This window comes from Mesorhizobium sp. M1D.F.Ca.ET.043.01.1.1 (genome assembly GCF_003952385.1).
Lineage (GTDB): Bacteria > Pseudomonadota > Alphaproteobacteria > Rhizobiales > Rhizobiaceae > Mesorhizobium.
Map to the genome: position 1 here is coordinate 5,872,596 of NZ_CP034444.1, position 24,163 is coordinate 5,896,758.

A 24,163-nucleotide genomic window follows, 5' to 3' on the forward strand; every position below is an offset into this window, starting at 1 on the left:
GCTTGATTTAATCGCCTGTCGATTTCTTGGGAAATGTGCGGCGCACTAGCAAATTTGCGTCAAGACTGTCGCTATCACGCGAACCGGTCTCATTCCAAAGTTGCACATTCGCTAACATGTTCCCAGTCCAGACCGTCTTTGACATCACGGTCCGGATGCGGAATGTTAAAAGGCAGAAAGCCAACAATGGGAGTCAGTCATGGCAATCTACAAAAGTAATGGTGATCGCGTTCCGGACCACATCCTGGCCATGGCCGAAGAAGCCAAGGCCGGCAAGGTGGATCGCCGCGAATTCCTGGCTCTGGCCAGCGTCTTCGGAGCGTCCACGGCGATGGCCTATGGCATGCTCGGTCTCGCCGTGCCGAGCGAAGCAAGAGCCGAAGACGCCCCGAAGAAGGGCGGCACCCTCAAGGTTGCCATGTGGATCAAGGATCCAAAGGATCCGCGCAAGGCCGACTGGTCGGAGATCGCCAATGCCGAGCGCCAGGCGCTGGAACCCCTGGTCAAATATACAGCCGATTATACCTTCCGCCCCTATCTGCTGGAGAGCTGGGACGTCAATGACGACGCCACCGAATACACGCTGCATGTACGCAAGGGCGTGACATGGTCGAACGGCGACGCGTTTACCGCTGATGACGTCATCTTCAACCTGAAGCGCTGGGCCGACAAGAAGGCCGAGGGCAATTCCATGCCCGGCCGTCTAGGCACTCTGGTCAAGGACGACAAGCTCGACGAAAGCGCCGTGACCAAAGTCGACGACATGACGATCAAGCTGAAGCTCGGCAAGTCCGACATCGCGCTGATCCCGAACGTATGCGACTATCCCAGCCTCCTTGTCCACAAGACGTTCGACGAGAAGGGCGGCGATTTCAAGGCCTGTCCGATCGGCACCGGTCCGTTCGAGCTGGTCTCCTACGATGTCGGCCAGAAGGTGGTCTACAAGCGCCGCGAGGACAACAAGTGGTGGGACGGCGAGGTTCCTCTCGACGGCATCGAGTTCATCGACTACGGCGCCGATCCGGCCGCAACAGTCAGTGCCTTTGAGGCGGGCGAAGTCCATTGCAACTACGAGACCACTGCGGACTATGTGGCGATCATGGATGGTCTGGATCTGGTCAAATCGGAAGTCGTCACCGCGACGACGATCGTCTGCCGCACCAATGTCAACAACAAGCCGTATGACGACCAGAAGGTGCGCCACGCGCTGCAACTCGCGGTCGACAACAATGTCGTCCTCCAGCTCGGGATCGGCAACGCCGGCAAGGTGGCTGAAAACCATCACGTCTGCCCGATCCATCCGGAGTACTACGAACTGGCCAAGGTCGCGCGCGATCCGGCCAAGGCAAAGGCGCTGCTGGCGGAAGCCGGCCAGGCCGATTTCGAGCATGAGCTGATCACGGTCGACGAGGATTGGCACAAGAACTCCGGCGACGCCATCGCCGCGCAGATGCGCGACGCCGGCATCAAGGTGAAGCGCACGGTGCTGCCGGGCTCGACGTTCTGGAACGACTGGACCAAATATCCGCTGTCGATGACCAACTGGAACATGCGGCCGCTCGGCGTCCAGGTTCTGGCGATCGGCTACCGCAGCGGTGAGGCCTGGAACGAGACTGCCTGGTCGAATCCGGAATGGGACACCAAACTCAACGCCGCACTTGGCGTTATCGACCCCGCCAAACGCAAGGAGATGATGAAGGATATCGAGCAGATCCTGCAGGATTCCGGCATCATCATCCAGCCCTTCTGGCGCAATCTGTATTGTCACTCGACGGCTGCGGTGAAGGGGTACTACATGCATCCGAGCTTCGAGCACGACTTCGGCAAGGTATGGCTCGATCAGGCGTGATTGGACCGATCACGGGAAGGGGCGCTTGCCCCTTCCCGTCACTCCCCGCACAATGCCGGAACCGGAAGCCGACGCAGCAAAATGATGCGGACTCTTCCGGGGGTGTCGTGCAATAAAACAGGGTTGATCGCATCCGAGGGTCCGTTTGACAGCCAGCCTCCGCCGCGAGCGGACGCGCCGGTTTCCAGACAGGCTGCAACCCCAACCAGAACGGCAGGGGACCGCCATGCTTTCTTTTGTTATCAGGCGTCTCGGCACCATGGCATTGACGATGCTGTGCCTGACGTTGATCGTCTTCTTCCTGATCAATCTAGACCCGAATCTCAAGAAGCTGGCGATCAGCCAGACTGAAATGCATACGTCGGCCGAGCAGCTAGAGGACTGGCTGGTCAACCATGGCTACCGGCAGAACTTCTTCGTTCGCTACGGGCAATGGCTTGGCCTGCTGCCCAAGCAGCCGGCGACCGATCCGGCGACGGGCAAGCCGGCGCAGCGCTTCTCTTTCTGCAACGACCCGGTCGAGCCGAAATTCTCCGGCGTGCTGCAGGGCGATTTCGGCTGTTCGACCAAGTTCAAGACGACGGTCGCGGCCAAGCTGTTTCCGGCGCTCGGCGCCACCGGGCTTTTGATGTTCTGGGTGCTGGCGGTGATGGTGCCGATCTCGCTGCTCATCGGGATACTGGCCGGCATGCGCGAAGGTTCGCGCACCGATCGCACGCTGTCGGTCGCCTCGATCGCCTCGACGGCGACGCCCGAATATGTGTCGGGCGTCATCTTCACCGTCATCTTCGCCTCGTGGCTCGGCTGGCTGAACGGCTCGGCCGCATCGGCAAGCCAGGGCCTTACCTTCTACAATTTCACGCTGCCGGTGATGACGCTGGCGATCTACGGCACCGGCTACATTGCGCGCATGACGCGCGCCTCGATGGTCGAGGTGATGACACAGCAATATATCCGCACCGCCCGCCTCAAGGGGCTCTCCTTCAGCAGCGTCGTCGTCAAGCATGCGTTGCGCAACGCGCTGATCGCGCCGTTCACCGTCATCATGCTGCAGTTTCCGTGGCTGCTCACCGGCGTGGTCATCGTCGAGGTGATGTTCCGCTACCAGGGCTTCGGCTACACGCTGGTCGAGGCCGCCGGCAACAACGACATCGACCTTCTGCTCGGCTGCTCGCTGGTCTCGGTGTTCATCGTGCTGATCACGCAGCTCATCTCGGATGTCGGCTACGCGTTTCTCAATCCGCGTATCAGGGTTCAATAGGGGGCGAAGCGGATGCAGATCGAATATATCAGCGCCCTCAGCGTCATTATTGGTGTGATTTCCAGGTTCTGGCCGGTCTGGCTGGCGCTTGCCATCGTCATGGGCGTGAGCTTGGCCTATAAGAAGAAGCTCGGTCTCTACGGCCAGCTGTTCGACAGCGGCGTCGGCATTGCCGGCGTCGGCATCTGCCTGTTCTGGCTGTTCACAGCAATCTTCGCTTCGACGATCTCGCCTTTCGATCCGCTGGCGCAGGTGTCGATCATGAAGGACTCGCTGCCCGGCGCGATCGAACCGACGTCGAAGCTCATCTACTATTTCGGCGGCGACAAGCTTGCGCGCGACGTGTTTTCGCGCATGGTCTATGGCAGCCAGATCGTGCTGATCATCGCGCCGGCGGCGACCGGTTTCGCGCTGATGGTCGGCATCACGCTTGGCCTGCCGGCGGGCTACTATGGCGGCAAGATCGACACGCTGCTGTCGTTCCTGGCTAATCTTGTGCTGGCCTTCCCGGTTATCCTCCTGTTCTACCTGCTGGTGACGCCCGGCATCATGGACACGCCGATCCCCTATGCCATGGCAGGGTTGTTCTTCCTGTTCCCGATCATCTTCTTCAGTGTGCTGTTCTGGACCCGTTTCAAGAACCGACCGGACCGCCTCTATATCCTCCTCGGCCTGACGCTGGTCATCGGCGGATGGATCTATGCCGGGCTCGTGTTTGACGCCGATCCGCTGAAGATCGTCCACATCGATCCGAACCAGCTCAATATCTTCGTGGCGGTGGTGTTCGCTTCCAGCCCCGGCGTGTTCCGCATCGTGCGCGGGCTGACCATGGACATCAAGACGCGCGACTATGTGGCGGCGGCGCAGACGCGCGGTGAATCGCCCTGGTACATCATGCTGTGGGAAATCCTGCCGAATGCGCGCGGACCGCTGATCGTCGATGCCTGTCTGCGTATCGGCTACACGACGATTCTGCTCGGCACGCTCGGTTATTTCGGCCTGGGGCTGGCGCCCGAAAGTCCCGACTGGGGCACCGCGATCAAGGACGCCAGCCGCCTGCTGCGCTCCTTCATCCATCCGGCGCTGCCGCCGACGATCGCGCTGATGTCGTTCGTGCTGGGGCTGAACCTTCTGGCGGACTCGCTGCGCGAACAGTCGATGAAGGATTGATGGAAGGGTCTTCGGCCCTACTTTGAAAACAAGGATTGGAGCGACCCATGAACGAGGCAGTTCGAGATCCAGCCAAGTCGACCAATGGGCCGATCATCGAGATTGAGAACCTCTCGATCTCCTTCTTCACCCGCAAGGGCGAGATCCCGGCGGTGATGGACTTTTCCTGCACGGTCATGCCCGGCGAGGCGATGGGCATCGTCGGCGAATCCGGCTGCGGCAAGTCAACCGTGTCGCTCGGCATCATGCGCGACCTCTCCAACATCGGAAAGATCGTCGGCGGCCGCATCAAGTTCCAGGGCAGGGACATGGGCGAGATGTCCCAGGAGGAGCTTCGCGCCATCCGCGGCAACAAGATCGCCATGATCTACCAGGAGCCGATGGCGAGCCTCAATCCGGCGATGAAGATCGGCCAGCAATTGATGGAAGTGCCGCTGATCCACGACAAGGTGTCGAAGGACGAGGCCTACAAGCGCGCGCTGGGGATGGTGCGGGCGGTGAAGCTGCCCGATCCGGAGCGCATGATGCGCTCCTATCCGCACCAGCTTTCCGGCGGCCAGCAGCAGCGCATCGTCATTGCCATGGCGCTCTTGTCGAAGCCGGCGCTGCTGTTGCTCGACGAGCCGACGACGGCGCTCGACGTCACCGTCGAGGCCGGCATCGTCGAGCTGGTCAAGGGGCTGGGCCAGAAGTTCGGCACCTCGATGATCTTCGTGTCGCACAATCTCGGCCTGATCCTCGAGACCTGCGACAAGATCACGGTGATGTATTCCGGCGAGGCGGTCGAGACCGGCAAGATCGAGGACGTCTTCGACCGGATGCGCCACCCCTATACACAAGGGCTGTTCCGCTCGATCCCGCTGCCCGGCGCCGACAAGAATTCGCGGCCGCTGATCTCCATTCCCGGGCAGCTGCCATTGCCGCATGAGCGGCCGAAGGGATGCAATTTCGGCCCGCGCTGCCACCATTTCGTTGAGGGCGTCTGCAACGCCGCCGAAATCCCGATGGTTCCCGTCGAAGGGCATGAGGGCCATTTCTCGCGCTGCGTGCGCTTCAACGAGATCGACTGGGAAGCGCTGCCACCGGGCGCCAAGAAGGTCAACGAAAAGGTCGAGCCCGGCGCGCCGGTGCTCAAGATCGACGACCTCAAGAAATACTACAAGGTCGGCGGCAGCGAGGTGTTCGGCTCCAGCGAAGGCCGCGTCGTCAAGGCCAACGAGACGATCTCGTTCACCGCGCGCGAGTCGGAGACGGTCGCGATCGTCGGCGAATCGGGCTGCGGAAAGTCGACGCTCGCCAAGGTGCTGCTCGGACTCGAGACCGCAAGCTCGGGCACCGTGACGCTCGGCAACAAGGAGATCCAGTCGACCGGCATCGAGGACCGCAATGTCGAGACCGTGTCGTCGATCCAGATGGTGTTCCAGAATCCGTTCGACACGCTGAACCCCAGCCATACGGTCGGCTCGCAGATCATCCGCACGCTGGAGAAGTTCAATGTCGGCAAAACGGTTGCCGAGCGGCGCAAGCGCATGCTGGAACTGCTCGACCTGGTGAAGCTGCCGCGGGCCTTCGAGACCCGCAAGCCGCGCCAGCTCTCAGGCGGGCAGAAGCAGCGCATCGGCGTGGCGCGCGCCTTCGCCGGCGATGCCAAGGTGGTGGTGGCCGACGAGCCGGTCTCGGCGCTCGACGTCTCGGTGCAGGCGGCGGTGACCGAACTGCTGATGGACATCCAGCGCAAGAACAAGACGACGATGCTGTTCATCAGCCACGACCTGTCGGTGGTGCGCTACATCGCCGACCGGGTCGTCGTCATGTATCTCGGCTATATCGTCGAGCAGGGCACGACGGACCAGATCTTCTCGCCGCCCTATCATCCCTACACGGAGGCGCTACTGTCGGCGATCCCGATCGCCGACACCAGCGTCGTCAAGAAGCACATCGTGCTCGAGGGCGACATCCCGTCGGCGATGAACCCGCCGACCGGATGCCCGTTCCAGACGCGCTGCGGCTACAAGAAGCTGGTGCCGGACAATCTCTGCGAGACGAAGGTGCCGCCGGTCAAGAATCTCGGCGACGGCCATATGAGCCTGTGCTGGCTCGCCGACGACGTGCTGGCGAAGATGGAGCAGGTCATCAAGTTCGACAAGGAGCATGCGGCGCATGAGGGTGTGCCGGACGATGCACCCCACGTGCCTGGCCCGGGCTTTGCCGGCACACCGCCGAAGCGTCCGAGCGGCAAGAAGCCGAAACCGAACTAAGTCCGGTGATATTCAGGTGAGGCCGGCGTGCGCGATTTTCGGCTCGGCCTGACCTGAACCTCAACAAATCTGGGAGGCAGCGTGGCGTCGTGCCATCAGCTGCCACACTGCCGCAGCTGCGCGGCGTAGTCGCGGGCCATCTGGTCGGTGGCGCGCGCGTAGCTCTGCACGCCTGAGTCCCCGCGATTGCCGCGGCCGTAGGCCGACCAGCCAAGGTAATAAGCGAGATAGAGATTGTACGTGTCGTTGCGGGCGACGCCGAACGTATCGACGGTCTTGGAATGATACCAGCCGACGAAATCGATGGCGTCAGCGAAACGGCTGCGCCGCGCCGCCCAGTTGCCGGTCTCCATCTGGTATTGCGACCAGGTGCCGTCGAGCGCCTGCGAGTAACCCGCGGCAGTGGAGACATGCTTCCAGGGAATGAAGCCGAGCAGCTTGGTGCGCGGCGGCCGGGCATTGCTCTTGAAGCCGGATTCCTTGCGCACCGTCGCCATCAGCACCGGAACGGGAATGCCGTACTTCTGCTCGGTGCGCTCGGCGGCGGACTGCCAGTTGTCGAACCAGCCGTCATTCTGGTCGAAGACGGCGCAGACATTGTTGATGTGGCTGGGCGCCGTCGCGCAGGCCGAAAGCGCCAGCAGCACAGACACAGCGACAATTTTACTAAAACTCGACCTACGCATCGGAGGACGAATAGGCGTAAATCATAAAAGGAGTCTTTCGAGCTTCCTTAACGCCGGCCGTGACGGGCCGATCATCGATCTATCGATATTTCGACCGGATGTGTCGCATTTCTTTTCATCGATTTGAGAAAATGCCGCCGTGGCTAAAATCACGCCGGCAAATGGCGAATTCCTGACAGCTGCCGCGCCCGGCCGGCGCTCTGATGCGCGCATGACCGAACCAAGACGAAAACGCGGCGCCGAGCGAACCAGCAACCGGGGGCCGTCCGCCATTCCGCAGTTGCCGCTCAGGCGGGTGATGAATCCTTATCCGCCGATGGCGCTGCTTTCGGCCGACCAGATCGAGGCAATTCATCATGCTTCGATGCATATCCTGGAAAATTTCGGCATCGAGGTGATGAGCCCGCGGGCGCTCGCCCTGTTCGAACGCGCCGGCGCCAGGGTCGACCACAGCTCGATGAACGTGCGCGTCGATCGCGGCATGGTCAACGAGGCGCTGAAGACGACGCGGCCTTCCTACACGCTTACCCCGCGCAATCCAGCCCGCGCCATCCATCTCGGCGGCAACACCATCAACTTCACGCTGGTCGCCGGGCCGCCCAATGTGCATGACATGGAACGCGGCCGCCGCGCCGGCAATCTCGCTGACTACTGCGACCTCGTCCGGCTGGCGCAGCATTTCAACTGCATCCACATGCTGGGCAACCAGGTCTGCGCGCCGATCGAATTGCCGGCGAATTCGCGCCATCTCGACACCTATTTTGCCAACATCACACTGACCGACAAATGCTTCCATGTCTCGGCGATCGGTCGGGGCAGGGCGCTCGACGGCATCGAGATGATGGCGATTGCGCGTGGCTTGACGCTCGACCAGATCGGCCAGGATCCCGGCGTCACCACCATCATCTCGGTCAACTCGCCGCGCCGCTTCGACGAGATGATGGCCGAGGGGCTGATGACCATGGCCGAATACGGCCAGTCGGTGGCGGTGACGCCGTTCACGCTGATGGGCGCGATGAGCCCGGTGACGCTGGCCGGCGCGCTGGCGCAGCAGAATGCCGAGGCGCTGTTCGGCATTGTGCTGACGCAGCTCGTGCGCCCCGGCGCACCGGTGATGTACGGCGCCTTCACCTCCAATGTCGACATGAAGTCCGGCGCGCCGGCCTTCGGCACACCCGAAAACACCAAGGCCAACATCGCCTCCGGGCAATTGGCGCGGCGCTACAACCTGCCGTACCGCACCACGCCGGGCTCGGCCTCGAACGCCGCCGACGCGCAAGGCGCTTATGAGACGCTGATGGCGCTGTGGGGCGCCGTGCTCGGCCACGGCAATCTCGTCTACCACGCCGCCGGCTGGCAGGAGGGCGGGCTGACGGCATCGTTCGAGAAGCTCATTATCGATGTCGAGATGATGCAGCACATGATGGAGTTCCTGCGGCCGATCGTGGTCGATGAGGCCGAACTTGCGGTGGAGGCGCTGGGGGCGGTGCCGACCGGCGGCCACTTCTTCGGCGAGCCGCACACGCTGGAACGCTATGCCACCGCCTTCTACCAGCCGATGCTCTCCAACTGGCAGAACTACGAAGCCTGGCAGGAGGCCGGCGCGCTCGACACGACGGCGCGCGCGACGCGGCTGTGGAAAAAGGCACTGGAGGAATATGTTGAGCCGGCCATGGACTCCGCCGTGCGCGAAGCGCTCGAAGCCTATATCGCGCGCCGCAAGGAAGCGATCGGGCAGGGCGAGCCGTGAGGGAACAGCTTTCCATCCTGATTCATTTCATTCTCTCAACTCACTGAAATAACGAGAAGAACCCATGAAGTCGCATGCAAAGGTCGTGGTCATCGGCGGCGGTGTCGTCGGATGCTCGGTGCTGTTCCATCTCGCCCGCCACGGCTGGACAGATGTCGTGCTGCTGGAGCGTGATGAGCTGACCTCGGGCTCGACCTGGCACGCGGCCGGCGGCATGCATACCATCAACGGCGATCCCAATGTCGCCAAGCTGCAGAAATACACGATCTCGCTCTACAAGGAGATCGAGGAGCTTTCCGGCCAGGCGACCGGCGTGCATCTCACCGGCGGCGTCCTGTTGGCGGCGACCGAGGCGCGGCTCGACTGGCTGCGCGGCGTGGTGTCGAAGGGCCGCTATCTCGGCATCGACCTCGAAGTGATCTCTGCAAATGAGGCGGCCGAGCTGATGCCGCTCATCGACCCAAAGCAATTCGTCGGCGCGGTGCGCAACAAGGAGGACGGCCATCTCGATCCGTCGGGCGTCACGCATGCCTATGCCAAGGCGGCGCGGAAGCTCGGCGCCGAGGTCGAGCGCTTCACCAAGGTCGAGGACATCGTGCGCCGGGCCGACGGCCTGTGGCGCGTCATCACCAACAAGGGCGAGGTGGTGGCCGAGCATGTCGTGAATGCTGGCGGGCTATGGGCGCGCGAGGTCGGCCGCATGGTCGGGCTGGAGCTGCCGGTGCTCGCCATGGAGCACATGTACCTGATCACCGAGGACATGCCGGAGGTCGCCGACTGGAACCGGAAGACCGGCACCGAGATCATCCATGCGGTCGATTTCGACGGCGAGCTCTATCTGCGCCAGGAGCGCGGCGGCATGTTGATGGGCACCTACGAGAGGGCCAACAAGGTCTGGTCCGAGTTCTCCACACCGTGGAACTTCGGCCATGAGCTGCTGGAACCGGACATCGACCGCATCGCGCCGTCGCTGGAGGTCGGCTTCCGCCATTTTCCGGGCTTCCAGAAGACCGGCATCAAGCAGATCATCAACGGCCCGTTCACCTTCGCGCCGGACGGCAATCCGCTGGTCGGCCCGGTGCGCGGCCTGCCGGGCTTCTGGGTCGCCTGCGGCGTCATGGCGGGATTTTCTCAAGGCGGCGGCGTCGGGCTGGCGCTCTCCAACTGGATGATCGAGGGCGACCCCGGCGCCGACATCTGGGCGATGGACGTGGCGCGTTACGGCGACTGGGCGACGATGGCCTACACCAACGCCAAGGTGCGCGAGAATTATTCGCGGCGCTTCTCGATCCGCTTTCCGAATGAAGAACTGCCCGCCGGCCGTCCGCTCAAGACGACACCGGTCTACGACACTTTGTCGGCCAAGGGCGCGCAATGGGGCGTGGCTTACGGGCTGGAGGTTCCGCTCTGGTATGCGCCCGAAGGCGTCAGCGACGAGTTCTCGTGGCGGCGTTCGACCGACTTCGATCATGTCGCGAAGGAGGTTGCCGCCGTTCGCAATGGCGTTGGCTTGGCGGAGATTTCAAGCTTCGCCAAATACAGGGTGACGGGCGAGGGGGCGGCCGCCTGGCTCGACCGCATGCTCGCCTGCAAGCTGCCCAAGCCTGGCCGCATGACGCTGGCGCCGATGCTGAAGCAGGACGGCAAGCTGATCGGCGATTTCACGCTGGCCAATTGCGGAGAGGGCGAGTGGTTCATCGCCGGTTCCGGCGTCGCCGAGCAGTACCACATGCGCTGGTTCGAGACGCATCTGCCAAAGGATGGCTCGGTGCGCATCGAGGCGTTGGGACAGAAGCTCACCGGCCTCGCCATCGCAGGGCCGAGGGCGAGGGAGGTGCTGGCCAAGGTTACCCGTGCCGACCTCTCCAGCGCTGCCTTTCCGTTCATGGCTTTTGCAAGAATGGATATCGGCATGGCGCCGTGTCTGGTCGGCCGGGTCAGCTATACCGGCGATCTCGGCTACGAGATCTGGGTGGCGCCGGAATATCAGCGCGCCGCCTACCAGGCGCTGATCAAGGCAGGCGAGGCGTTCGGCATCGGCCTGTTCGGCTCGCGCGCGCTCAACGCGCTGAGATTGGAGAAGAACTACGGCTCCTGGGCGCGAGAATACCGACCTATCTACGGACCGGTCGAAGCCGGACTCGACCGATTCGTCGCCTATGGCAAGGAAGCCGATTTCATCGGCAAGGAAGCGGCGCTCGCCGAGCGCAAGCAGGGCGGCAAGCTCAGGCTGCGCACCTTCATCGTCGACGCCGCCGATGCCGATGTCATCGGCGACGAGGCGATCTGGCATGACGGCGCCGTGCGCGGCTGGGTTACGTCCGGCGGCTACGCTCATCATTCGAAGAAATCGGTCGCGATGGGTTATGTGCCGAAGGAGATCGCCGACGAGCCGGACGGCTTCGAGATCGAGATCCTCGGCAAGCGCCATGCGGCACGGGTCCAGCCGGCGCCTCTGTTCGACGCCAATTTCGAGCGGATGCGCGCCTGAAGCGAGGCGCGCCCGTGATCAGGCCTTGGCGTTGTTGCGATTGTCGAGCGCGAAGGCGCCGGGGCCGGCGAAGACCAGGTAGAGGAAGATGAAGCAGAACGAGATCGCCGCGTCGCCGCCATTGTTGACGGGGAAAAAGTCGCGCGGCATGTGGGCCATGAAATAGGCAATCGCCATCTCGCCGCAGAGCAGCAATGCCACCGGGCGCGTGAAGAGGCCCAGTGCCAACAGCACGCCGCCGGCGAATTCGAGGATCCCGGACGTCAGCGCAAGGCCGGTCAGCGCCTCGGCATGGGGGCCGGCTGGAAAGTTGAACAGTTTCTGGGTGCCGTGCTCGATGAACTGCAACGCCGTTATGATACGGAGCACGCCCAGCACCAGCGGGCGGTATTGGGCGAGGCTTTCGAAAAGCTTCATGCAAACTCCATTTGCCCGTCCGCACCGGCCATAAATTATCGTGCGGCAGTGGACCACTCACTTCCCGTGGCCTGCCATCAACAATCGGTGACCGGAAATCGTTCCAGTTTCGTCCCGATTTTTTCTCTCTTTGGTTGCATTAGTATCCCTATGGTTGTATTGATGTGCGGAGACATCAAACCATGCGGGTTGCCTTTGCCATGAAAAAAGTCGTCATCAGCCTCTTCGCACTCCTTGCAGGCACGAGCTTCGCCATGGCCGCCGGCGCCGGTTGTGACGCCTTCAAATGGCCGGTGACACGCGAGCAGGCCCTCTTTCCGGCGGCGCCCGCGGCGCAGTCCGGCGCTGACCTGACAGTCGGGCAAGCGATGGATTTCGCACTTGTGGCTGTCGATACGATCAGCTTTGAGGTGCCGCCGGCGCGCGCGCCGGCAGCCGGCACCTTCGGCGCGACGGCAAGCGTCATCGTGCCCCCTGAAGGCGAACTCCAGCTCAGCCTGTCCGACGAGGCCTGGATCGATGTCGTGCAGAACGGCCGTGCGGTGAAGTCGACGGGTTTCAGCGGGGTGAAGACCTGCCCAGGCATCCGCAAGAGCGTCCGCTTCAAGCTCGCGGGCGGCGCGGCGATCATCCAGCTCAGCGGCGCGAAGAAGGCCGATCTCAAGGTGGCGGTGCTGACGCCGGAGTAATCTCAACAGCGAAAGGTCGGCGAGACAACGTCCCTATATGTCCTGCCGGCTTTCGTCGGATGGAAAGCCAAGCAATTGGCTTTCCATCCGCTTCCGACTGCGACGAGGACGAGATTGTTGCCGCCGGCTTCGCCATTTGTCACCGCACCGGAGCCAGCAGCGCGAAATGCGCGCCTTGCGGGTCCTGGCACTGGACCACCCATTGCGCGCTCGGCACCTCCATCGGCCCCATCAGCACCTTGCCGCCATTGTCGGTGACGCGCTTGGCGGCGGCGTCGATGGCATCGACGTTGAAGTAGAACAGCCAGACCGGGACCGGAATCTGCGGCGGCTTGTTCATCATGCCGCCGCCCGATTCCGGGCCGGCGCCGAAGGTCTGGTAGATGCCCATCTCGCCCATGTCGAACTGGCCGGCGCTCTCCCAGCCGAACTGGCCTGAATAGAAGTCGAAAGCCGCCTTCCAGTCCGAAGTGTAGAGTTCGTGCCAGCCGATATGGCCGGGCGTGGTGGCCGGTACCGGCGGCTGCTCGGGCTGGTTGGGCTGCAGGAACATGAAGTTCGCCCCTTGAGGATCGGCGACGACGGCGAAGCGGCCGACGCCGGGAATGTCGTCCGGCGCGCGGTGGACAGCGCCGCCCGCCTCCTGCAAAGCCTTCGTCGAGGCGTCGACATCCCTGGTGTAGATATAGCCGAGCCAGGCCGGCGGCATGCCCATCTTGGCGGCGTCTTCCGGCAGCGTCATCAGCCCGCCGACGCCGCGCACGCTGGAATTCATCACGATGTAGCGCGGCATGCCCGGCGCCTGATCGAAGGGCTCGGCCCTCCAGCCGACGACGGCGGTGTAAAAGGCCTCGGCGGCGTCGAGGTCGGTGGTCAAAAGTTCATACCAGAAGAAAGGTTGCGGGGAATTCGGCATGGTCGGTCTCCTTACCGGTTCAGGCAGCAATCGCGGTTCGATCCATCCTAGGACGATCTCGGCGACAGAAATCCGACATCTGGACCAGAAATCGCGAACGGCAAGGCGTAGGAAACCTTGATCTTGCGTGTCATGCGATTTTCGATTTTGCTGGCGTCAAAGAGGGGCTCTTTTCCATTGCGCCGAATGTCGCTCACGCCCGAGCTTGTCGCTCTGTGCCACCGGGAGGAGGTCGATCCTGGCCCCGACGGCAGCTGGGCGCAGTTGGACGACGATGATTTCGGAATGCTCGCCTCGCGCCTGTCCGGCGAAGCCGACGAAGGTCCGCTGTGGGTGTTCGCCTATGGCTCATTGATCTGGAAACCGGCCTTCGAGTCCGTCGAGCAGCGGCGTGCCGCCGCGCATGGCTGGCACCGTTCATTCTGCCTCGACATACAACGCTGGCGCGGCAGCCGCGAGCAGCCTGGATTGATGATGGCGCTGGAACGGGGCGGCCGATGCGATGGCGTCATCTACCGCCTGCCGGACGGCGAAAAGACCGCCCAGATCGAAAGGCTGCTGCGGCGTGAGATCGACGACCACGAGGCCGTCAGCTCGGTCAGATGGGTTCCGGTGCGCACGACGCAGGGATCCTTGCGAGCGCTTGGTTTCTGGGTCGGCGTGACCGGCAGGGGCACGTCGCTCAGGCAGCCGCTGGAAAGGGTGGCGAAGATACTGGCGCGCGCCTGCGGCCATGTCGGCTCGGGCGCCGAATATCTCTACAACACCGTCAGCCACCTCGAGACGTTCGGCATCCGTGACCGCAATCTATGGCGATTGCAGGAACTGGTCGCCGACGAGATCAGGTCGATCCATGGCCACAGGATCGCAGTCAGCGAGCCGTCGGCAGTCGCAGTCGGCGCTATAACATGAGTACAACTATCATGTTTTTATCGAGCCATTCCAGTGGTTTGGCCGAAAATTGACCAATTGATAAAAAAATAAAACGTGCTAGCCTTCCCCAAAACGACAACAAGGGGAACTGGAATGGCGACTGGTCATTTCATCGAAGGCATTGCCGGCGGCCGGCTGTCTTCCGAGCAATATGCCGACAATTTCTCCGATCTGCATCCGCCGCTCGATCATCACGAGGCGCTGGTCGAAGCCGATCGCTGCTATTTCTGCTACGACGCCCCGTGCATGAATGCATGCCCGACGTCGATCGACATCCCGCTGTTCATTCGTCAGATCGCGACCGGCAATCCGCTCGGCTCGGCCAAGACGATCTTCGACCAGAACATCCTCGGCGGCATGTGCGCCCGCGTCTGTCCGACCGAGACGCTTTGCGAAGAGGTCTGCGTGCGCGAGGTGGCGGAGGGCAAGCCAGTGCAGATCGGCCGGCTGCAGCGCTACGCCACCGATGTCGCGATGGACGAGGACAAGCAGTTCTACAAGCGCGCCGAACCGACCGGAAAAACGGCCGCGGTGGTCGGCGCCGGGCCTGCGGGTCTCGCGGCGGCGCATCGTCTTGCCCGCCACGGCCATGACGTGACGATCCTCGAGGCGCGGCCCAAGGCGGGAGGACTCAACGAATATGGCATCGCGGCCTATAAGAGCGTCGACGATTTCGCCCAGGCCGAGGTCGACTATGTCACCTCGATCGGCGGCATCGACATCCAGAACGGCAAGGCGCTCGGCCGCGACTTCCAGCTCTCCGACCTGATCCGCAACTACGACGCGGTGTTCCTCGGCCTCGGTCTTGGCGGCATCAATGCGCTGCGCGCCGACGGCGAGGAGGCGGACGGTGTCGCCAACGCCGTCGAGTTCATCGCCGAGCTCAGGCAGGCGAGCGATCTCGGCAGCCTGCCGGTCGGCCGGCGGGTCGTCGTCATTGGCGGCGGCATGACGGCGATCGATGCCGCGGTGCAGTCGAAACTGCTCGGCGCCGAAGAGGTGACGATTTGCTACCGGCGCGGGCAGGAGCACATGAACGCTTCCGGCTTCGAGCAGGATCTCGCCGCCGCCAACGGCGTCACCATCCGCCACTGGCTGCAGCCGAAGCGGGTCATTGCCGAGAACGGCAAGGTGTCGGCCATCGAGCTCGAATACACCGCGATCGACGGCGACAAGCTTGCCGGCACCGGCGAGACGCTGACGCTCGCCGCCGATCAGGTGTTCAAGGCGATCGGCCAGAGTTTCACGCCCGCGGTGCTCAACGGCAGCGTCGCCTCGATCGAGCTCGAGGCCGGCCGCATCAAGGTCGACGCCGAAGGCCGCACCTCGCTAGCCAAAGTCTGGGCGGGCGGCGACTGCATCTTCGGCGGCGACGACCTGACGGTCTCGGCCGTGGCGCAAGGCCGCGACGCCGCCGAGAGCATCCACCGGGCGCTGACCTCTAACGGGAGGGCATGAGCATGGCAGACATCCGCAACACTTTCGTCGGCATCAAGTCGCCCAATCCGTTCTGGCTGGCCTCGGCGCCGCCGACCGACAAGGCCTACAATGTCGAGCGCGCCTTCAAGGCGGGCTGGGGCGGCGTGGTGTGGAAGACGCTGGGCGAAGAAGGCCCGCCGGTCGTCAACGTCAACGGCCCGCGCTACGGCGCGATCTGGGGCGCCGACCGACGCCTGCTCGGCCTGAACAACATCGAGCTGATCACCGACCGCGACCTGCAGACCAACCTGCGCGAGATGAAGCAGGTGAAGATGAACTGGCCGGATCGGGCGCTGGTCGCCTCGATCATGGTGCCATGCGAGGAGGAGAGCTGGAAAGCGATCCTGCCGCTGGTCGAGGAGACCGGCGCCGACGGCATCGAGCTCAATTTCGGCTGTCCGCATGGCATGAGCGAGCGCGGCATGGGCTCGGCGGTCGGCCAGGTGCCGGAATATATCGAGATGGTGGTGCGCTGGTGCAAGCAGTACACGCGCATGCCGGTCATCACCAAGCTGACGCCCAACATCACCGATATCCGCAAGCCGGCCCGCGCGGCGAAGGCCGGCGGCACCGACGCGGTGTCGCTGATCAACACCATCAACTCGATCACCGGCGTCGACCTCGACAGCTTCGCGCCGCAGCCGACCATCGACGGCAAGGGCTCGCATGGCGGCTATTGCGGCCCGGCGGTGAAGCCGATCGCCATGAACATGGTGGCCGAGATCGCGCGCGATACAGAAACGCACGGCCTGCCGATCTCCGGCATCGGCGGTATCACCACATGGCGCGACGCCGCCGAATTCATGGCGCTCGGCGCCGGCAACGTGCAGGTCTGCACGGCGGCGATGACCTACGGCTTCAAGATCGTGCAGGAAATGATCGCCGGCCTGGAGAACTGGATGGACGAGAAGGGCCATGCCTCGCTCTCCGACATCATCGGCCGCGCCACGCCCAACGTCACCGACTGGCAGTATCTCAACCTCAACTATGTCGCCAAGGCGCATATCGACCAGGATGCCTGCATCAAGTGCGGCCGCTGCCACATCGCCTGCGAGGACACCTCGCACCAGGCGATTACCTCGATGGTCGACGGTGTCAGGCATTTCGAGGTGATCGAGGCCGAATGCGTCGGCTGCAACCTCTGCGTCAATGTCTGCCCGGTGGAAGGCTGCATCACCATGGAGCCGCTGGCGGCGGGCTCGATGGACCAGCGCACCGGCAAGCCGGTGTCGCCGACCTACGCCAACTGGACGACGCACCCGAACAATCCGATGGCCAAGGCGGCGGCGGAGTAGGGCAGGCATTCGCTCAAAGGAAGCGGCGCTTTCCGGCGCCGTTTTTCATTCTCACTATTGCCGATAAAAAATATCCATGATAAAAACTATCCATGAATAGGAGCGACAGAGCATGAAGCTGGGAGAGGGCGTCGAAGCGGCGATCCATTGTGCCGCCATGCTTGCCGGCGTCGACGGCAACAACACCATGTCGGGCGCCGCCATGGCCGAAGCCTTCGGCCTGTCGCCGAGCTATCTGTTGAAACATCTCAATCAGCTCACGACGGCGCGTATCCTGGAATCGGTGCCGGGGCCGGCCGGCGGCTATCGGCTGGCGCGGCCGGCCGAGCGCATCACGCTGCTCGACATCGTGCTGGCCGTCGAGGGACGGGAGCCTGCTTTTCGTTGCGGCGAAATCCGCCAGCGTGGCCCGGTCAAGATCGATGCGTCGGCCTATGTCAAGCCCTGCGGCATCAATGCCGCGATGCTCAAGGCCGAGCGCGCCTATCGCGCAGCGCTCGCCGAAGTGAAGCTGTCCGATATCGTGGCGGACTATGCCGCGGAAGGCGATCCCCGCTCGTTTGCCGCGAGCTGCGCCTTCGTCGAGCGTCACCAGCGGCCGCAGAAATCCGGTCCGCCCAAGCAGATCTGAACCGAACTCCAAACCCACCCAAAACCTGGAAGGAAAGACGATGCAACCGAGACTGCAATTTTTCGCCAAGGCGCCAGAGATTATGAAGGCGGTGTCGGCGCTCAACAAGGCCGTCGACGAATGCGGGCTGGAAGTGAGCCTGCTGCACCTGATCAAGCTCAGGGCCTCGCAGATCAATGGCTGCTCGTATTGCGTCGAGATGCACAGCCGTGAGGCGCGGCGCGACGGCGAGAGCGAAACCCGGCTCTATCTCGTCGCCGCCTGGAAGGAATCGCCGCTGTTTTCCGAGCGCGAGCGCGCCGCCTTCGCCTGGACCGAGGCCGTGACGCTGATTGCCGACAACGGCGTATCGGACGAACTCTACGCCCGCACGCTCGAGCATTTTTCGGGAGAGGAACTGGTCAAGCTCTCGGTCGCGCTCGGCATGATCAACACCTGGAACCGGCTGTGCATCCCATTCCACGCCATCCATCCGATGCCGGCCGCCAAGGCTGCCTGAGTTTATCCATCGACAGCGTGGGGCTTTCGAACGCCCACGCTTTTTCATCTTTGGGATCAATGACATGTTTGAGAATTTTCAGAATGAGATTCTGGTCGGAGCGCGGCTGCTGCTTGGCGGCGCTTTCGTTTTTGCCGGCCTGCGCAATATCCAGAACAGAAAGCTGGTCGCGTCGTTGATGGCTGCGCGCGGTGTGCCACAGGCCGGGCTTGCCCTGTGTCTGGGCATTGCGCTGCAGGTCGTAGCCGGTGCGCTGGTGATTGCCGGCATATGGACGGCGCCTGCGGCAGCGGCGCTGATCCTGTTCCTTGTCGTCGCGACGCCGATGTTCCACAATTTCTGGGACCATCGGGGACCGGATCGCGCATCCCGCATCAACGGCGTCGTCAGCAATGTTGCTTTGGCCGGCGGGTTCCTGGCGCTGATCGCGCGCTTTCTGTGACCGCCGGCTGTCCGGTTCGGCGCAATTTACGGCCGCGCGTTAATCGCTCTGTCGCGATCGTGCTGTATGAAAGCCGCGGGTCGGCGCGGGTAGGGCGGCTATGGAGCAGAGCTGGACTTCATTCTGGGCACGCGTTTCGGAAGCCTTCCATCAGGCGCTGTTCCCGTTCCGCGCGGTGGCCGGGGCCCTCGGCCAGCACCCCAGCGACATACAGATTTGGTGTTTCCTGTGCGGCGTCTTCTTCCTGATCGTCATCGGCGTGCAGAGCTATGGCGATATTGTGCTGCGCCGCCGCGGTGCCTTTGCCAGCGGCAAAGTGGTCGACATCGACAGGTCGAGTGACGGCCCGGACACGCCGGTCATCGAATTCGCCGACCGGCTGGGCAAGACCTGGCGGTTCAGCTCCTATTTGCCGGTCAACGGAACCACCGGGTCGATCGGGGCGCCGGTCGAAGTGCTCTACGATCCGCTTCACCCGCAGCGGGCACGCGAAGCGGGCCGCCCGCTGATGAAGGCGGTCCACCTGATTATCTGGTATGCGGTTGTTGCCGGGCTGATGGTGCTCGCCTTCTGGCCCGGCCTCGTTTCAAACTGATCTGTTGGCCGTTCAGGCGGCAAAGCGCAGGCCGCCGTCGCAAGTCAGCACCTGGCCGGTCATGAAGCCGTTGCAAACCAGGAAGGCTATGGCCTCGGCCACATCGTCGGCGCGACCGACGCGGCCGACCGGCGTCTTGCCGGCATATTCGGCAAAGACCGCTTGCCGCTGCTCGTCCGGCAGAAAATCCCACCATGGCGTGTCGATGACGCCGGGCGCGACGACATTGACGCGCAGCGGCTTCAGTTCGACGGCGAGGATCGGCGCTACAGTGAGCAGCATTCCGTTGATGGCGCCGATGCCGGCGATGCCGGGCGCCGCGAGCTGTGCCGAGACGGCTGAAATGAAGGTGACCGATCCGGCGATGTTCAAGGTCGGCAGCGCCGCCTGCAGGCAGGCCAGCTGCGGCCGGACCTTTTCGTCGACGCCGCTGCCGATATCGGTGAGGTCCAGCGTTGCGAATGGCCCCAGGCCCTTGCCGCCGCTTGCCGCAAGCACGAGATGATCGAATGGGCCGAGATCGGTGAAGAAGCGCCGCACCTCGTCCGGTTTGGTCGCGTCGAATGCAGCCTTGCCGACGGTGCCGCCAAGGCTCTTCCAGGCGCTCTTCAGCTTTTCCTCGTTGCGGCCGGTGATCGTCACTTTCATTGTGGGGCTGACCAGCCGCTTTGCCGTGGCAAGGCCGATGCCGGACGAGCCGCCGATGATCACGCAGTGTTCGATAGTCTCGCTCATGAGTGCTGTTTCCTGGATGTCGTGGAAGATTGTCCGGTCAGGTCGAGGCTGAGATCCCGCAACCGGCGGCGGGCCTTTTCGTCATAGGCCTGTGCATCGGCGCGCGATTCCCGCTGGCCGTCGAAATAGAGGCCGCTGCGGCCTTCGAGCGCCGGTGAGGCGGCGAGGTTGACAATGGCGTCGGCGCCGGTCTCGACCGAGCTCCATGGCGTGACGCCCGCCTGCCGCACCATCGTCGTGTCCATGTAGCTTGCCGGGTGGAGCGCATTGACGGTGACGCCGGAGCCCTCGAGCTGTTCGGCCAGGTCGATGGTGAACAGGATCTGCGCCAGCTTGCTCTGGCAATAGGCGCGAACGCCGCTATAGCCATGGGTCAGCATGACGTCGTCGAAGTCGATCGCCTGCTGGCCGGCCGAGGCGACGTTGACGATGCGCGCCGGCGTGCTGGCCTTGAGCAGGGGCAGCAGCTCCGACGTCAGCAGGAAGCCGGCGAGATAGTTGACGGCGAAGCGCAGTTCGTAGCCGTCGGCGCTCACCTGCCTTCTCGCGTCCTGGCCGCCGGTGCCGACGCCGGCATTGTTGATCAAAACATCGAGCCGGTCTGTCCTTGCGCGCACCGCTTCGGCGAGGCGGCGCACTTCGGCAAGCGAAGCGAGGTCGGCGGCGAGAAATTCGGCCTTGCCGCCCTTTGCTACGATGGCGGCGACTGTCGCCTTGCCCCGGCCTTCGTCGCGGCCGTGCACCAGCACGCGGGCGCCGGCGGCGCCGAGTCTTTCGGCGACCACGCGGCCGACGCCGTCGGTCGAGCCGGTGACGAGAACGGTTTTGTCCTTGAGTTCCATGTTCAGAGCCTCCTTGTGTTGCTCTGAACGCAAGATGGGGCGCGGCGCGCATCCCAAACAGTTCAAACTTTATCCTGGTATCAATACTGCTATAATAATGTCATGGATGCCGTGACCCAATCCCCCGAGGACAGCCGCCGCCACGAGCTCGGCGCCTTCCTGCGCTCGCGCCGCGAGAGGCTGTCGCCCGCCGACATCGGCATCGCGACCGGCGCCAGGCGGCGCACGCCCGGGCTGAGGCGCGAGGAAGTGGCGATGATCGCCGGTGTCGGCACCACCTGGTACACCTGGCTGGAGCAGGGCAGGGACGTGCGGCCCTCGGCGGAAGTGCTGACGGCGCTCTCGGAGGCATTGCGCCTCGACGCCATCGAGAAGCGGCATCTGTTCATCCTCGCCGGCCGACAGCAGCCCGAGCGGCGCGCGGCGTCGCCCGAAAAAGTCGACGGGACGCTGCTGCACATGCTGGAGAACCTCGTCCTGCAGCCGGCCTATGTCGTTGGCCGGCGCTGGGACGTGCTGGCCTGGAACGATGCGGCGGCGGCCGTGTTCGGCGACTATGGCCTCTTGGAGGGCGATGCGCGCAACATCGTGCACCTGGTGTTCACCAGCACGCACCACCGCCGGCTGCTGGTCGACTGGGAAGCGCGCGCGCGCGTGGTGCTCGCTTCTTTTCGCGCCGAGAGCGCCAAATATGTCGGCGATCCGGATTTCGAGCGGCTGATCGCGCTGATGATGCGCTCAAGCCCGGAGTTCCGGGATTGGTGGCCAAGGCGGGACGTGGCGCGAAGGCTGACGGGGGTGAAGCATGTCCGCCATCCCAGCGCCGGCGCGATGGCATTCGAGCATATGAGCCTGTCGATCGACGACGGCTCGGACATGCGGCTGATCGTCTATACGCCGTTGCCCGAGCAGAATTCGGTCGCCAAGCTGAAGAAGCTGCTCGAAGCGCAGCCTGTCAAGAAGCGCAGCGCCTGACGGGTTCCGGCTCAGCCCTTCGGCTTCAGCCCGTCGAGGAACAGTTGCTCCAGGAAGCGCGCTGCGTCCTCGAAGCGGCCGTCGCCGCCGCGGTCGGGGCCGAGCACGGCACGGACCTGGACATCGAAATCGGCGTAATGCTGCGTCGTCGCCCAGATCGAGAAGATCAGATGCCAGGGATCGGTGCGGGCGATCTTGCCGGCGCGCATCCAGCCCTTGATGACGGCGGCCTTCTCGTCGACCAGCGTCTTCAACTCGCCCTCCAGCATCGGCATGATGCGCGGCGCGCCCTGCAGGATCTCGTTGGCGAAGAGCCGGCTTTCGCGCGGAAAATCGCGCGCCATTTCGAGCTTGCGGCGAATATAGCTTTTAAGTTCGGTCATCGGGTCGCCGATGTCGTCGAGTTCGCGCAGCGGCGCCAGCCAGGTGTCGAGCAGCCGCTGCATCAGCGTCTCGTGAATGTCTTCCTTGCGGCGGAAGTAATAGAGAAGGTTCGGCTTCGACATGCCGGCGGCCTCTGCGATCTGGTCGATGGTCGAGCCGCGAAAGCCGTTGGTTGAAAAGACTTCGAGCGCGGCTTCCAGGATGAGGTCGCGCTTTTCCTGCTGGATGCGGGTGCGGCGGGGCGCTGAACCTTCCATCGTCGCCGTCATCCCCGCAAAACTTTGCCGTGCGCGCGATCTGGACCAATTCTCTGGACCAGTTTTTCCTTGGCCTGTGGAGCGCGCTTCCGATGCCGCATTTCCGTTAGTAATCCCTTGACCGCCAACATGGCGGTGCTAACGTTTGTCCAATCGGTCAAAAATTTGCGTAGCACGAAAACGCAGCGAAGACCAAGCGTTGGCCTCACCGAAACAGGTTACAAGGGGAAGTCTTGGTCATGTCCAACCGGCTGAAAGTCACGCCGAACGATCTCAGCGCATTCTGGATGCCGTTCACGGCAAACCGGCAGTTCAAGCAGGCGCCGCGCATGTTCGTGTCCGCCAAGGACATGCATTACACGACAAGCGACGGCCGCAAGGTGCTCGACGGCACCGCCGGCCTGTGGTGCGTGAACGCCGGCCACTGCCGGCCGAAGATCACCGAAGCGATCCAGAGCCAGGCGGCGGAGCTCGACTATGCGCCGGCCTTCCAGATGGGCCACCCGATCGTGTTCGAGCTGGCGAATCGTCTGGTCGACATCGCGCCGAAGGGCATGGACCATGTCTTCTTCACCAATTCCGGCTCGGAATCGGTCGAGACCGCGCTCAAGATGGCGATCGCCTATCACCGTGCCAGGGGCGAGGGCTCGCGCACCCGGCTGATCGGCCGCGAGCGCGGCTATCACGGCGTCAATTTCGGCGGCATCTCGGTCGGCGGCATCGTCAGCAACCGCAAGATGTTCGGCACGCTGCTCGGCGGCGTCGACCACTTGCCGCACACGCACCTGCCGGAGAAGAATGCCTTCTCGAAGGGCGTGCCGGAACATGGCGCGGAGCTGGCGAACGAGCTGGAACGCCTCGTCGCGCTGCATGATGCTTCGACCATCGCCGCCGTCATCGTCGAGCCGGTCGCGGGTTCCACCGGCGTCATCCTGCCGCCGAAGGGCTATCTGCCGAAACTTCGGGAAATCTGCACGAAGCACGGCATATTATTGATTTTCGATGAAGTGATCACCGGCTTCGGCCGTCTCGGCGCGCCGTTCGCGGCGGATTATTTCGGCGTCACGCCCGATATCATGACCACGGCAAAGGGCGTTTCCAACGGCGTCATCCCGATGGGCGCGGTGTTCGTGAAGAAGGAGATCCACGACGCCTTCATGACCGGTCCGGAACACATGATCGAGTTCTTCCACGGCTACACCTATTCGGGCAATCCGATCGCCTGCGCCGCGGCGTTGGGCACTTTGGACACCTACAAGGAAGAAGGCCTGCTGACGCGTGGCGAAGAGCTCGCGCCTTACTGGGAAGACGCGCTGCATTCACTGAAGGGCGAGCCGCATGTCATCGATGTCAGAAACATCGGCCTGATCGGCGCGATCGAGCTGGCGCCGATCCCCGGTAGCCCGACCAAGCGGGCCTTCTCGGCCTTCGTCAAGGCATTCGAGCGCGGCGCGCTGATCCGCACCACCGGCGACATCATCGCGCTGTCGCCGCCGCTGATCATCACCAAGGGCCAGATCAACGAACTGATCGACCATGTTCGGGACGTTCTGCGCTCGGTAGACTAAACTGCTTCAACCGGCCGGGCGGCGTCGGGAACCGCCGTCCG

General features: G+C 63.5%; 22 protein-coding genes. 16 read left to right on the top strand and 6 right to left on the bottom strand.

The window, feature by feature from the left end; all coding sequences use genetic code 11:
• Positions 1–199: 199 nt before the first annotated feature.
• The 4 genes from EJ067_RS28115 (at position 200) to EJ067_RS28130 (ending at position 6,538) form a co-directional block, all read left to right on the top strand.
• Positions 200–1,849, top strand: coding sequence for an ABC transporter substrate-binding protein (locus EJ067_RS28115; RefSeq protein ID WP_126088405.1), 1,650 nt, complete (start codon positions 200–202; stop codon positions 1,847–1,849).
• 226 nt (positions 1,850–2,075) lie between these two features.
• Positions 2,076–3,110, top strand: a complete 1,035-nt coding sequence (locus tag EJ067_RS28120; protein ID WP_126088406.1) for an ABC transporter permease — start codon at positions 2,076–2,078, stop codon at positions 3,108–3,110.
• Positions 3,111–3,122: 12 nt separating this feature from the next.
• Complete coding sequence (locus EJ067_RS28125; protein WP_126088407.1) at positions 3,123–4,280, top strand: ABC transporter permease; 1,158 nt, start codon at positions 3,123–3,125, stop codon at positions 4,278–4,280.
• Between the two features lie 47 nt (positions 4,281–4,327).
• On the top strand, positions 4,328–6,538 hold the full coding sequence (locus tag EJ067_RS28130) for an ABC transporter ATP-binding protein (protein ID WP_126088408.1): 2,211 nt from the start codon (positions 4,328–4,330) through the stop codon (positions 6,536–6,538).
• A gap of 95 nt (positions 6,539–6,633) precedes the next feature.
• Here the strand turns inward: EJ067_RS28130 and EJ067_RS28135 are convergent, their stop codons facing one another.
• A complete protein-coding gene (locus tag EJ067_RS28135; RefSeq protein WP_126088409.1) occupies positions 6,634–7,224 on the bottom strand; it encodes a transglycosylase SLT domain-containing protein in 591 nt (196 codons plus the stop codon).
• A 211-nt stretch (positions 7,225–7,435) separates the two neighbouring features.
• Here EJ067_RS28135 and EJ067_RS28140 point away from each other — a divergent pair, with 211 nt between their 5' ends.
• Positions 7,436–8,974: a trimethylamine methyltransferase family protein gene (locus EJ067_RS28140; RefSeq protein WP_126089780.1), complete on the top strand. Its 1,539-nt coding sequence runs from the start codon at positions 7,436–7,438 to the stop codon at positions 8,972–8,974.
• Between the two features lie 64 nt (positions 8,975–9,038).
• Positions 9,039–11,465 carry an FAD-dependent oxidoreductase gene (locus tag EJ067_RS28145; protein ID WP_126088410.1) on the top strand — a complete coding sequence of 809 codons (2,427 nt, stop codon included), beginning with the start codon at positions 9,039–9,041 and terminating at the stop codon, positions 11,463–11,465.
• Positions 11,466–11,483: 18 nt separating this feature from the next.
• Here the strand turns inward: EJ067_RS28145 and EJ067_RS28150 are convergent, their stop codons facing one another.
• Positions 11,484–11,882, bottom strand: coding sequence for a DoxX family protein (locus EJ067_RS28150; protein ID WP_126088411.1), 399 nt, complete (start codon positions 11,880–11,882; stop codon positions 11,484–11,486).
• Positions 11,883–12,064: 182 nt separating this feature from the next.
• On the opposite strand from EJ067_RS28150, the gene EJ067_RS28155 reads away from it, so the two are divergent.
• On the top strand, positions 12,065–12,571 hold the full coding sequence (locus tag EJ067_RS28155) for a hypothetical protein (RefSeq protein ID WP_126088412.1): 507 nt from the start codon (positions 12,065–12,067) through the stop codon (positions 12,569–12,571).
• 139 nt (positions 12,572–12,710) lie between these two features.
• On the opposite strand, the gene EJ067_RS28160 is transcribed toward EJ067_RS28155, so the two are convergent.
• Entirely contained in the window at positions 12,711–13,487 is a 777-nt protein-coding gene (locus tag EJ067_RS28160; RefSeq protein ID WP_126088413.1) for a VOC family protein, read from the bottom strand.
• 177 nt (positions 13,488–13,664) lie between these two features.
• Here EJ067_RS28160 and EJ067_RS28165 point away from each other — a divergent pair, with 177 nt between their 5' ends.
• The 7 genes from EJ067_RS28165 (at position 13,665) to EJ067_RS28195 (ending at position 19,361) form a co-directional block, all read left to right on the top strand.
• Positions 13,665–14,399, top strand: coding sequence for a gamma-glutamylcyclotransferase (locus EJ067_RS28165; protein WP_126088414.1), 735 nt, complete (start codon positions 13,665–13,667; stop codon positions 14,397–14,399).
• A 114-nt stretch (positions 14,400–14,513) separates the two neighbouring features.
• Positions 14,514–15,878 (top strand): NAD(P)-dependent oxidoreductase, encoded by a 1,365-nt coding sequence (locus EJ067_RS28170; RefSeq protein ID WP_126088415.1) that lies wholly within the window; start codon positions 14,514–14,516, stop codon positions 15,876–15,878.
• Between the two features lie 2 nt (positions 15,879–15,880).
• A complete protein-coding gene (gene preA / locus EJ067_RS28175; RefSeq protein ID WP_126088416.1) occupies positions 15,881–17,194 on the top strand; it encodes an NAD-dependent dihydropyrimidine dehydrogenase subunit PreA in 1,314 nt (437 codons plus the stop codon).
• Positions 17,195–17,306: 112 nt separating this feature from the next.
• On the top strand, positions 17,307–17,825 hold the full coding sequence (locus EJ067_RS28180; RefSeq protein ID WP_126088417.1) for an Rrf2 family transcriptional regulator: 519 nt from the start codon (positions 17,307–17,309) through the stop codon (positions 17,823–17,825).
• Between the two features lie 40 nt (positions 17,826–17,865).
• Entirely contained in the window at positions 17,866–18,324 is a 459-nt protein-coding gene (locus EJ067_RS28185; RefSeq protein WP_126088418.1) for a carboxymuconolactone decarboxylase family protein, read from the top strand.
• A gap of 64 nt (positions 18,325–18,388) precedes the next feature.
• The gene (locus EJ067_RS28190) at positions 18,389–18,766 is read left to right on the top strand and encodes a DoxX family protein (protein WP_126088419.1); all 378 of its coding nucleotides are present in this window, start codon (positions 18,389–18,391) and stop codon (positions 18,764–18,766) included.
• Positions 18,767–18,866: 100 nt separating this feature from the next.
• Complete coding sequence (locus tag EJ067_RS28195) at positions 18,867–19,361, top strand: DUF3592 domain-containing protein (RefSeq protein ID WP_126088420.1); 495 nt, start codon at positions 18,867–18,869, stop codon at positions 19,359–19,361.
• Between the two features lie 12 nt (positions 19,362–19,373).
• Here EJ067_RS28195 and EJ067_RS28200 read toward each other — a convergent pair whose 3' ends face one another.
• A complete protein-coding gene (locus tag EJ067_RS28200) occupies positions 19,374–20,096 on the bottom strand; it encodes an SDR family oxidoreductase (protein WP_126088421.1) in 723 nt (240 codons plus the stop codon).
• Positions 20,093–20,938 (bottom strand): SDR family oxidoreductase, encoded by an 846-nt coding sequence (locus EJ067_RS28205; RefSeq protein WP_126088422.1) that lies wholly within the window; start codon positions 20,936–20,938, stop codon positions 20,093–20,095. The genes EJ067_RS28200 and EJ067_RS28205 overlap by 4 nt, the downstream gene beginning before the upstream one ends.
• Positions 20,939–21,040: 102 nt before the next feature.
• Between EJ067_RS28205 and EJ067_RS28210 the strand changes: the two genes are divergently transcribed.
• Positions 21,041–21,913 (top strand): helix-turn-helix transcriptional regulator, encoded by an 873-nt coding sequence (locus tag EJ067_RS28210; RefSeq protein WP_126088423.1) that lies wholly within the window; start codon positions 21,041–21,043, stop codon positions 21,911–21,913.
• Between the two features lie 11 nt (positions 21,914–21,924).
• On the opposite strand, the gene EJ067_RS28215 is transcribed toward EJ067_RS28210, so the two are convergent.
• On the bottom strand, positions 21,925–22,554 hold the full coding sequence (locus tag EJ067_RS28215; RefSeq protein ID WP_126088424.1) for a TetR family transcriptional regulator C-terminal domain-containing protein: 630 nt from the start codon (positions 22,552–22,554) through the stop codon (positions 21,925–21,927).
• 239 nt (positions 22,555–22,793) lie between these two features.
• Here EJ067_RS28215 and EJ067_RS28220 point away from each other — a divergent pair, with 239 nt between their 5' ends.
• The gene (locus EJ067_RS28220; protein WP_126088425.1) at positions 22,794–24,122 is read left to right on the top strand and encodes an aspartate aminotransferase family protein; all 1,329 of its coding nucleotides are present in this window, start codon (positions 22,794–22,796) and stop codon (positions 24,120–24,122) included.
• Positions 24,123–24,163: the final 41 nt, after the last annotated feature.

What these genes read in the sequence shown, in the direction of transcription:
- EJ067_RS28220 (WP_126088425.1), top strand. Translation starts at nt 22,794, where the DNA reads ATGTCCAACCGGCTGAAAGTCACGCCGAACGATCTCAGCGCATTCTGG.
- EJ067_RS28205 (WP_126088422.1), bottom strand. Translation starts at nt 20,938, where the DNA reads ATGGAACTCAAGGACAAAACCGTTCTCGTCACCGGCTCGACCGACGGC.
- EJ067_RS28120 (WP_126088406.1), top strand. Translation starts at nt 2,076, where the DNA reads ATGCTTTCTTTTGTTATCAGGCGTCTCGGCACCATGGCATTGACGATG.
- EJ067_RS28160 (WP_126088413.1), bottom strand. Translation starts at nt 13,487, where the DNA reads ATGCCGAATTCCCCGCAACCTTTCTTCTGGTATGAACTTTTGACCACC.
- EJ067_RS28180 (WP_126088417.1), top strand. Translation starts at nt 17,307, where the DNA reads ATGAAGCTGGGAGAGGGCGTCGAAGCGGCGATCCATTGTGCCGCCATG.
- EJ067_RS28170 (WP_126088415.1), top strand. Translation starts at nt 14,514, where the DNA reads ATGGCGACTGGTCATTTCATCGAAGGCATTGCCGGCGGCCGGCTGTCT.
- preA (WP_126088416.1), top strand. Translation starts at nt 15,881, where the DNA reads ATGGCAGACATCCGCAACACTTTCGTCGGCATCAAGTCGCCCAATCCG.
- EJ067_RS28130 (WP_126088408.1), top strand. Translation starts at nt 4,328, where the DNA reads ATGAACGAGGCAGTTCGAGATCCAGCCAAGTCGACCAATGGGCCGATC.
- EJ067_RS28215 (WP_126088424.1), bottom strand. Translation starts at nt 22,554, where the DNA reads ATGGAAGGTTCAGCGCCCCGCCGCACCCGCATCCAGCAGGAAAAGCGC.
- EJ067_RS28195 (WP_126088420.1), top strand. Translation starts at nt 18,867, where the DNA reads ATGGAGCAGAGCTGGACTTCATTCTGGGCACGCGTTTCGGAAGCCTTC.
- EJ067_RS28145 (WP_126088410.1), top strand. Translation starts at nt 9,039, where the DNA reads ATGAAGTCGCATGCAAAGGTCGTGGTCATCGGCGGCGGTGTCGTCGGA.
- EJ067_RS28155 (WP_126088412.1), top strand. Translation starts at nt 12,065, where the DNA reads ATGCGGGTTGCCTTTGCCATGAAAAAAGTCGTCATCAGCCTCTTCGCA.
- EJ067_RS28210 (WP_126088423.1), top strand. Translation starts at nt 21,041, where the DNA reads ATGGATGCCGTGACCCAATCCCCCGAGGACAGCCGCCGCCACGAGCTC.
- EJ067_RS28150 (WP_126088411.1), bottom strand. Translation starts at nt 11,882, where the DNA reads ATGAAGCTTTTCGAAAGCCTCGCCCAATACCGCCCGCTGGTGCTGGGC.
- EJ067_RS28185 (WP_126088418.1), top strand. Translation starts at nt 17,866, where the DNA reads ATGCAACCGAGACTGCAATTTTTCGCCAAGGCGCCAGAGATTATGAAG.
- EJ067_RS28135 (WP_126088409.1), bottom strand. Translation starts at nt 7,224, where the DNA reads ATGCGTAGGTCGAGTTTTAGTAAAATTGTCGCTGTGTCTGTGCTGCTG.
- EJ067_RS28140 (WP_126089780.1), top strand. Translation starts at nt 7,436, where the DNA reads ATGACCGAACCAAGACGAAAACGCGGCGCCGAGCGAACCAGCAACCGG.
- EJ067_RS28115 (WP_126088405.1), top strand. Translation starts at nt 200, where the DNA reads ATGGCAATCTACAAAAGTAATGGTGATCGCGTTCCGGACCACATCCTG.
- EJ067_RS28200 (WP_126088421.1), bottom strand. Translation starts at nt 20,096, where the DNA reads ATGAGCGAGACTATCGAACACTGCGTGATCATCGGCGGCTCGTCCGGC.
- EJ067_RS28190 (WP_126088419.1), top strand. Translation starts at nt 18,389, where the DNA reads ATGTTTGAGAATTTTCAGAATGAGATTCTGGTCGGAGCGCGGCTGCTG.
- EJ067_RS28125 (WP_126088407.1), top strand. Translation starts at nt 3,123, where the DNA reads ATGCAGATCGAATATATCAGCGCCCTCAGCGTCATTATTGGTGTGATT.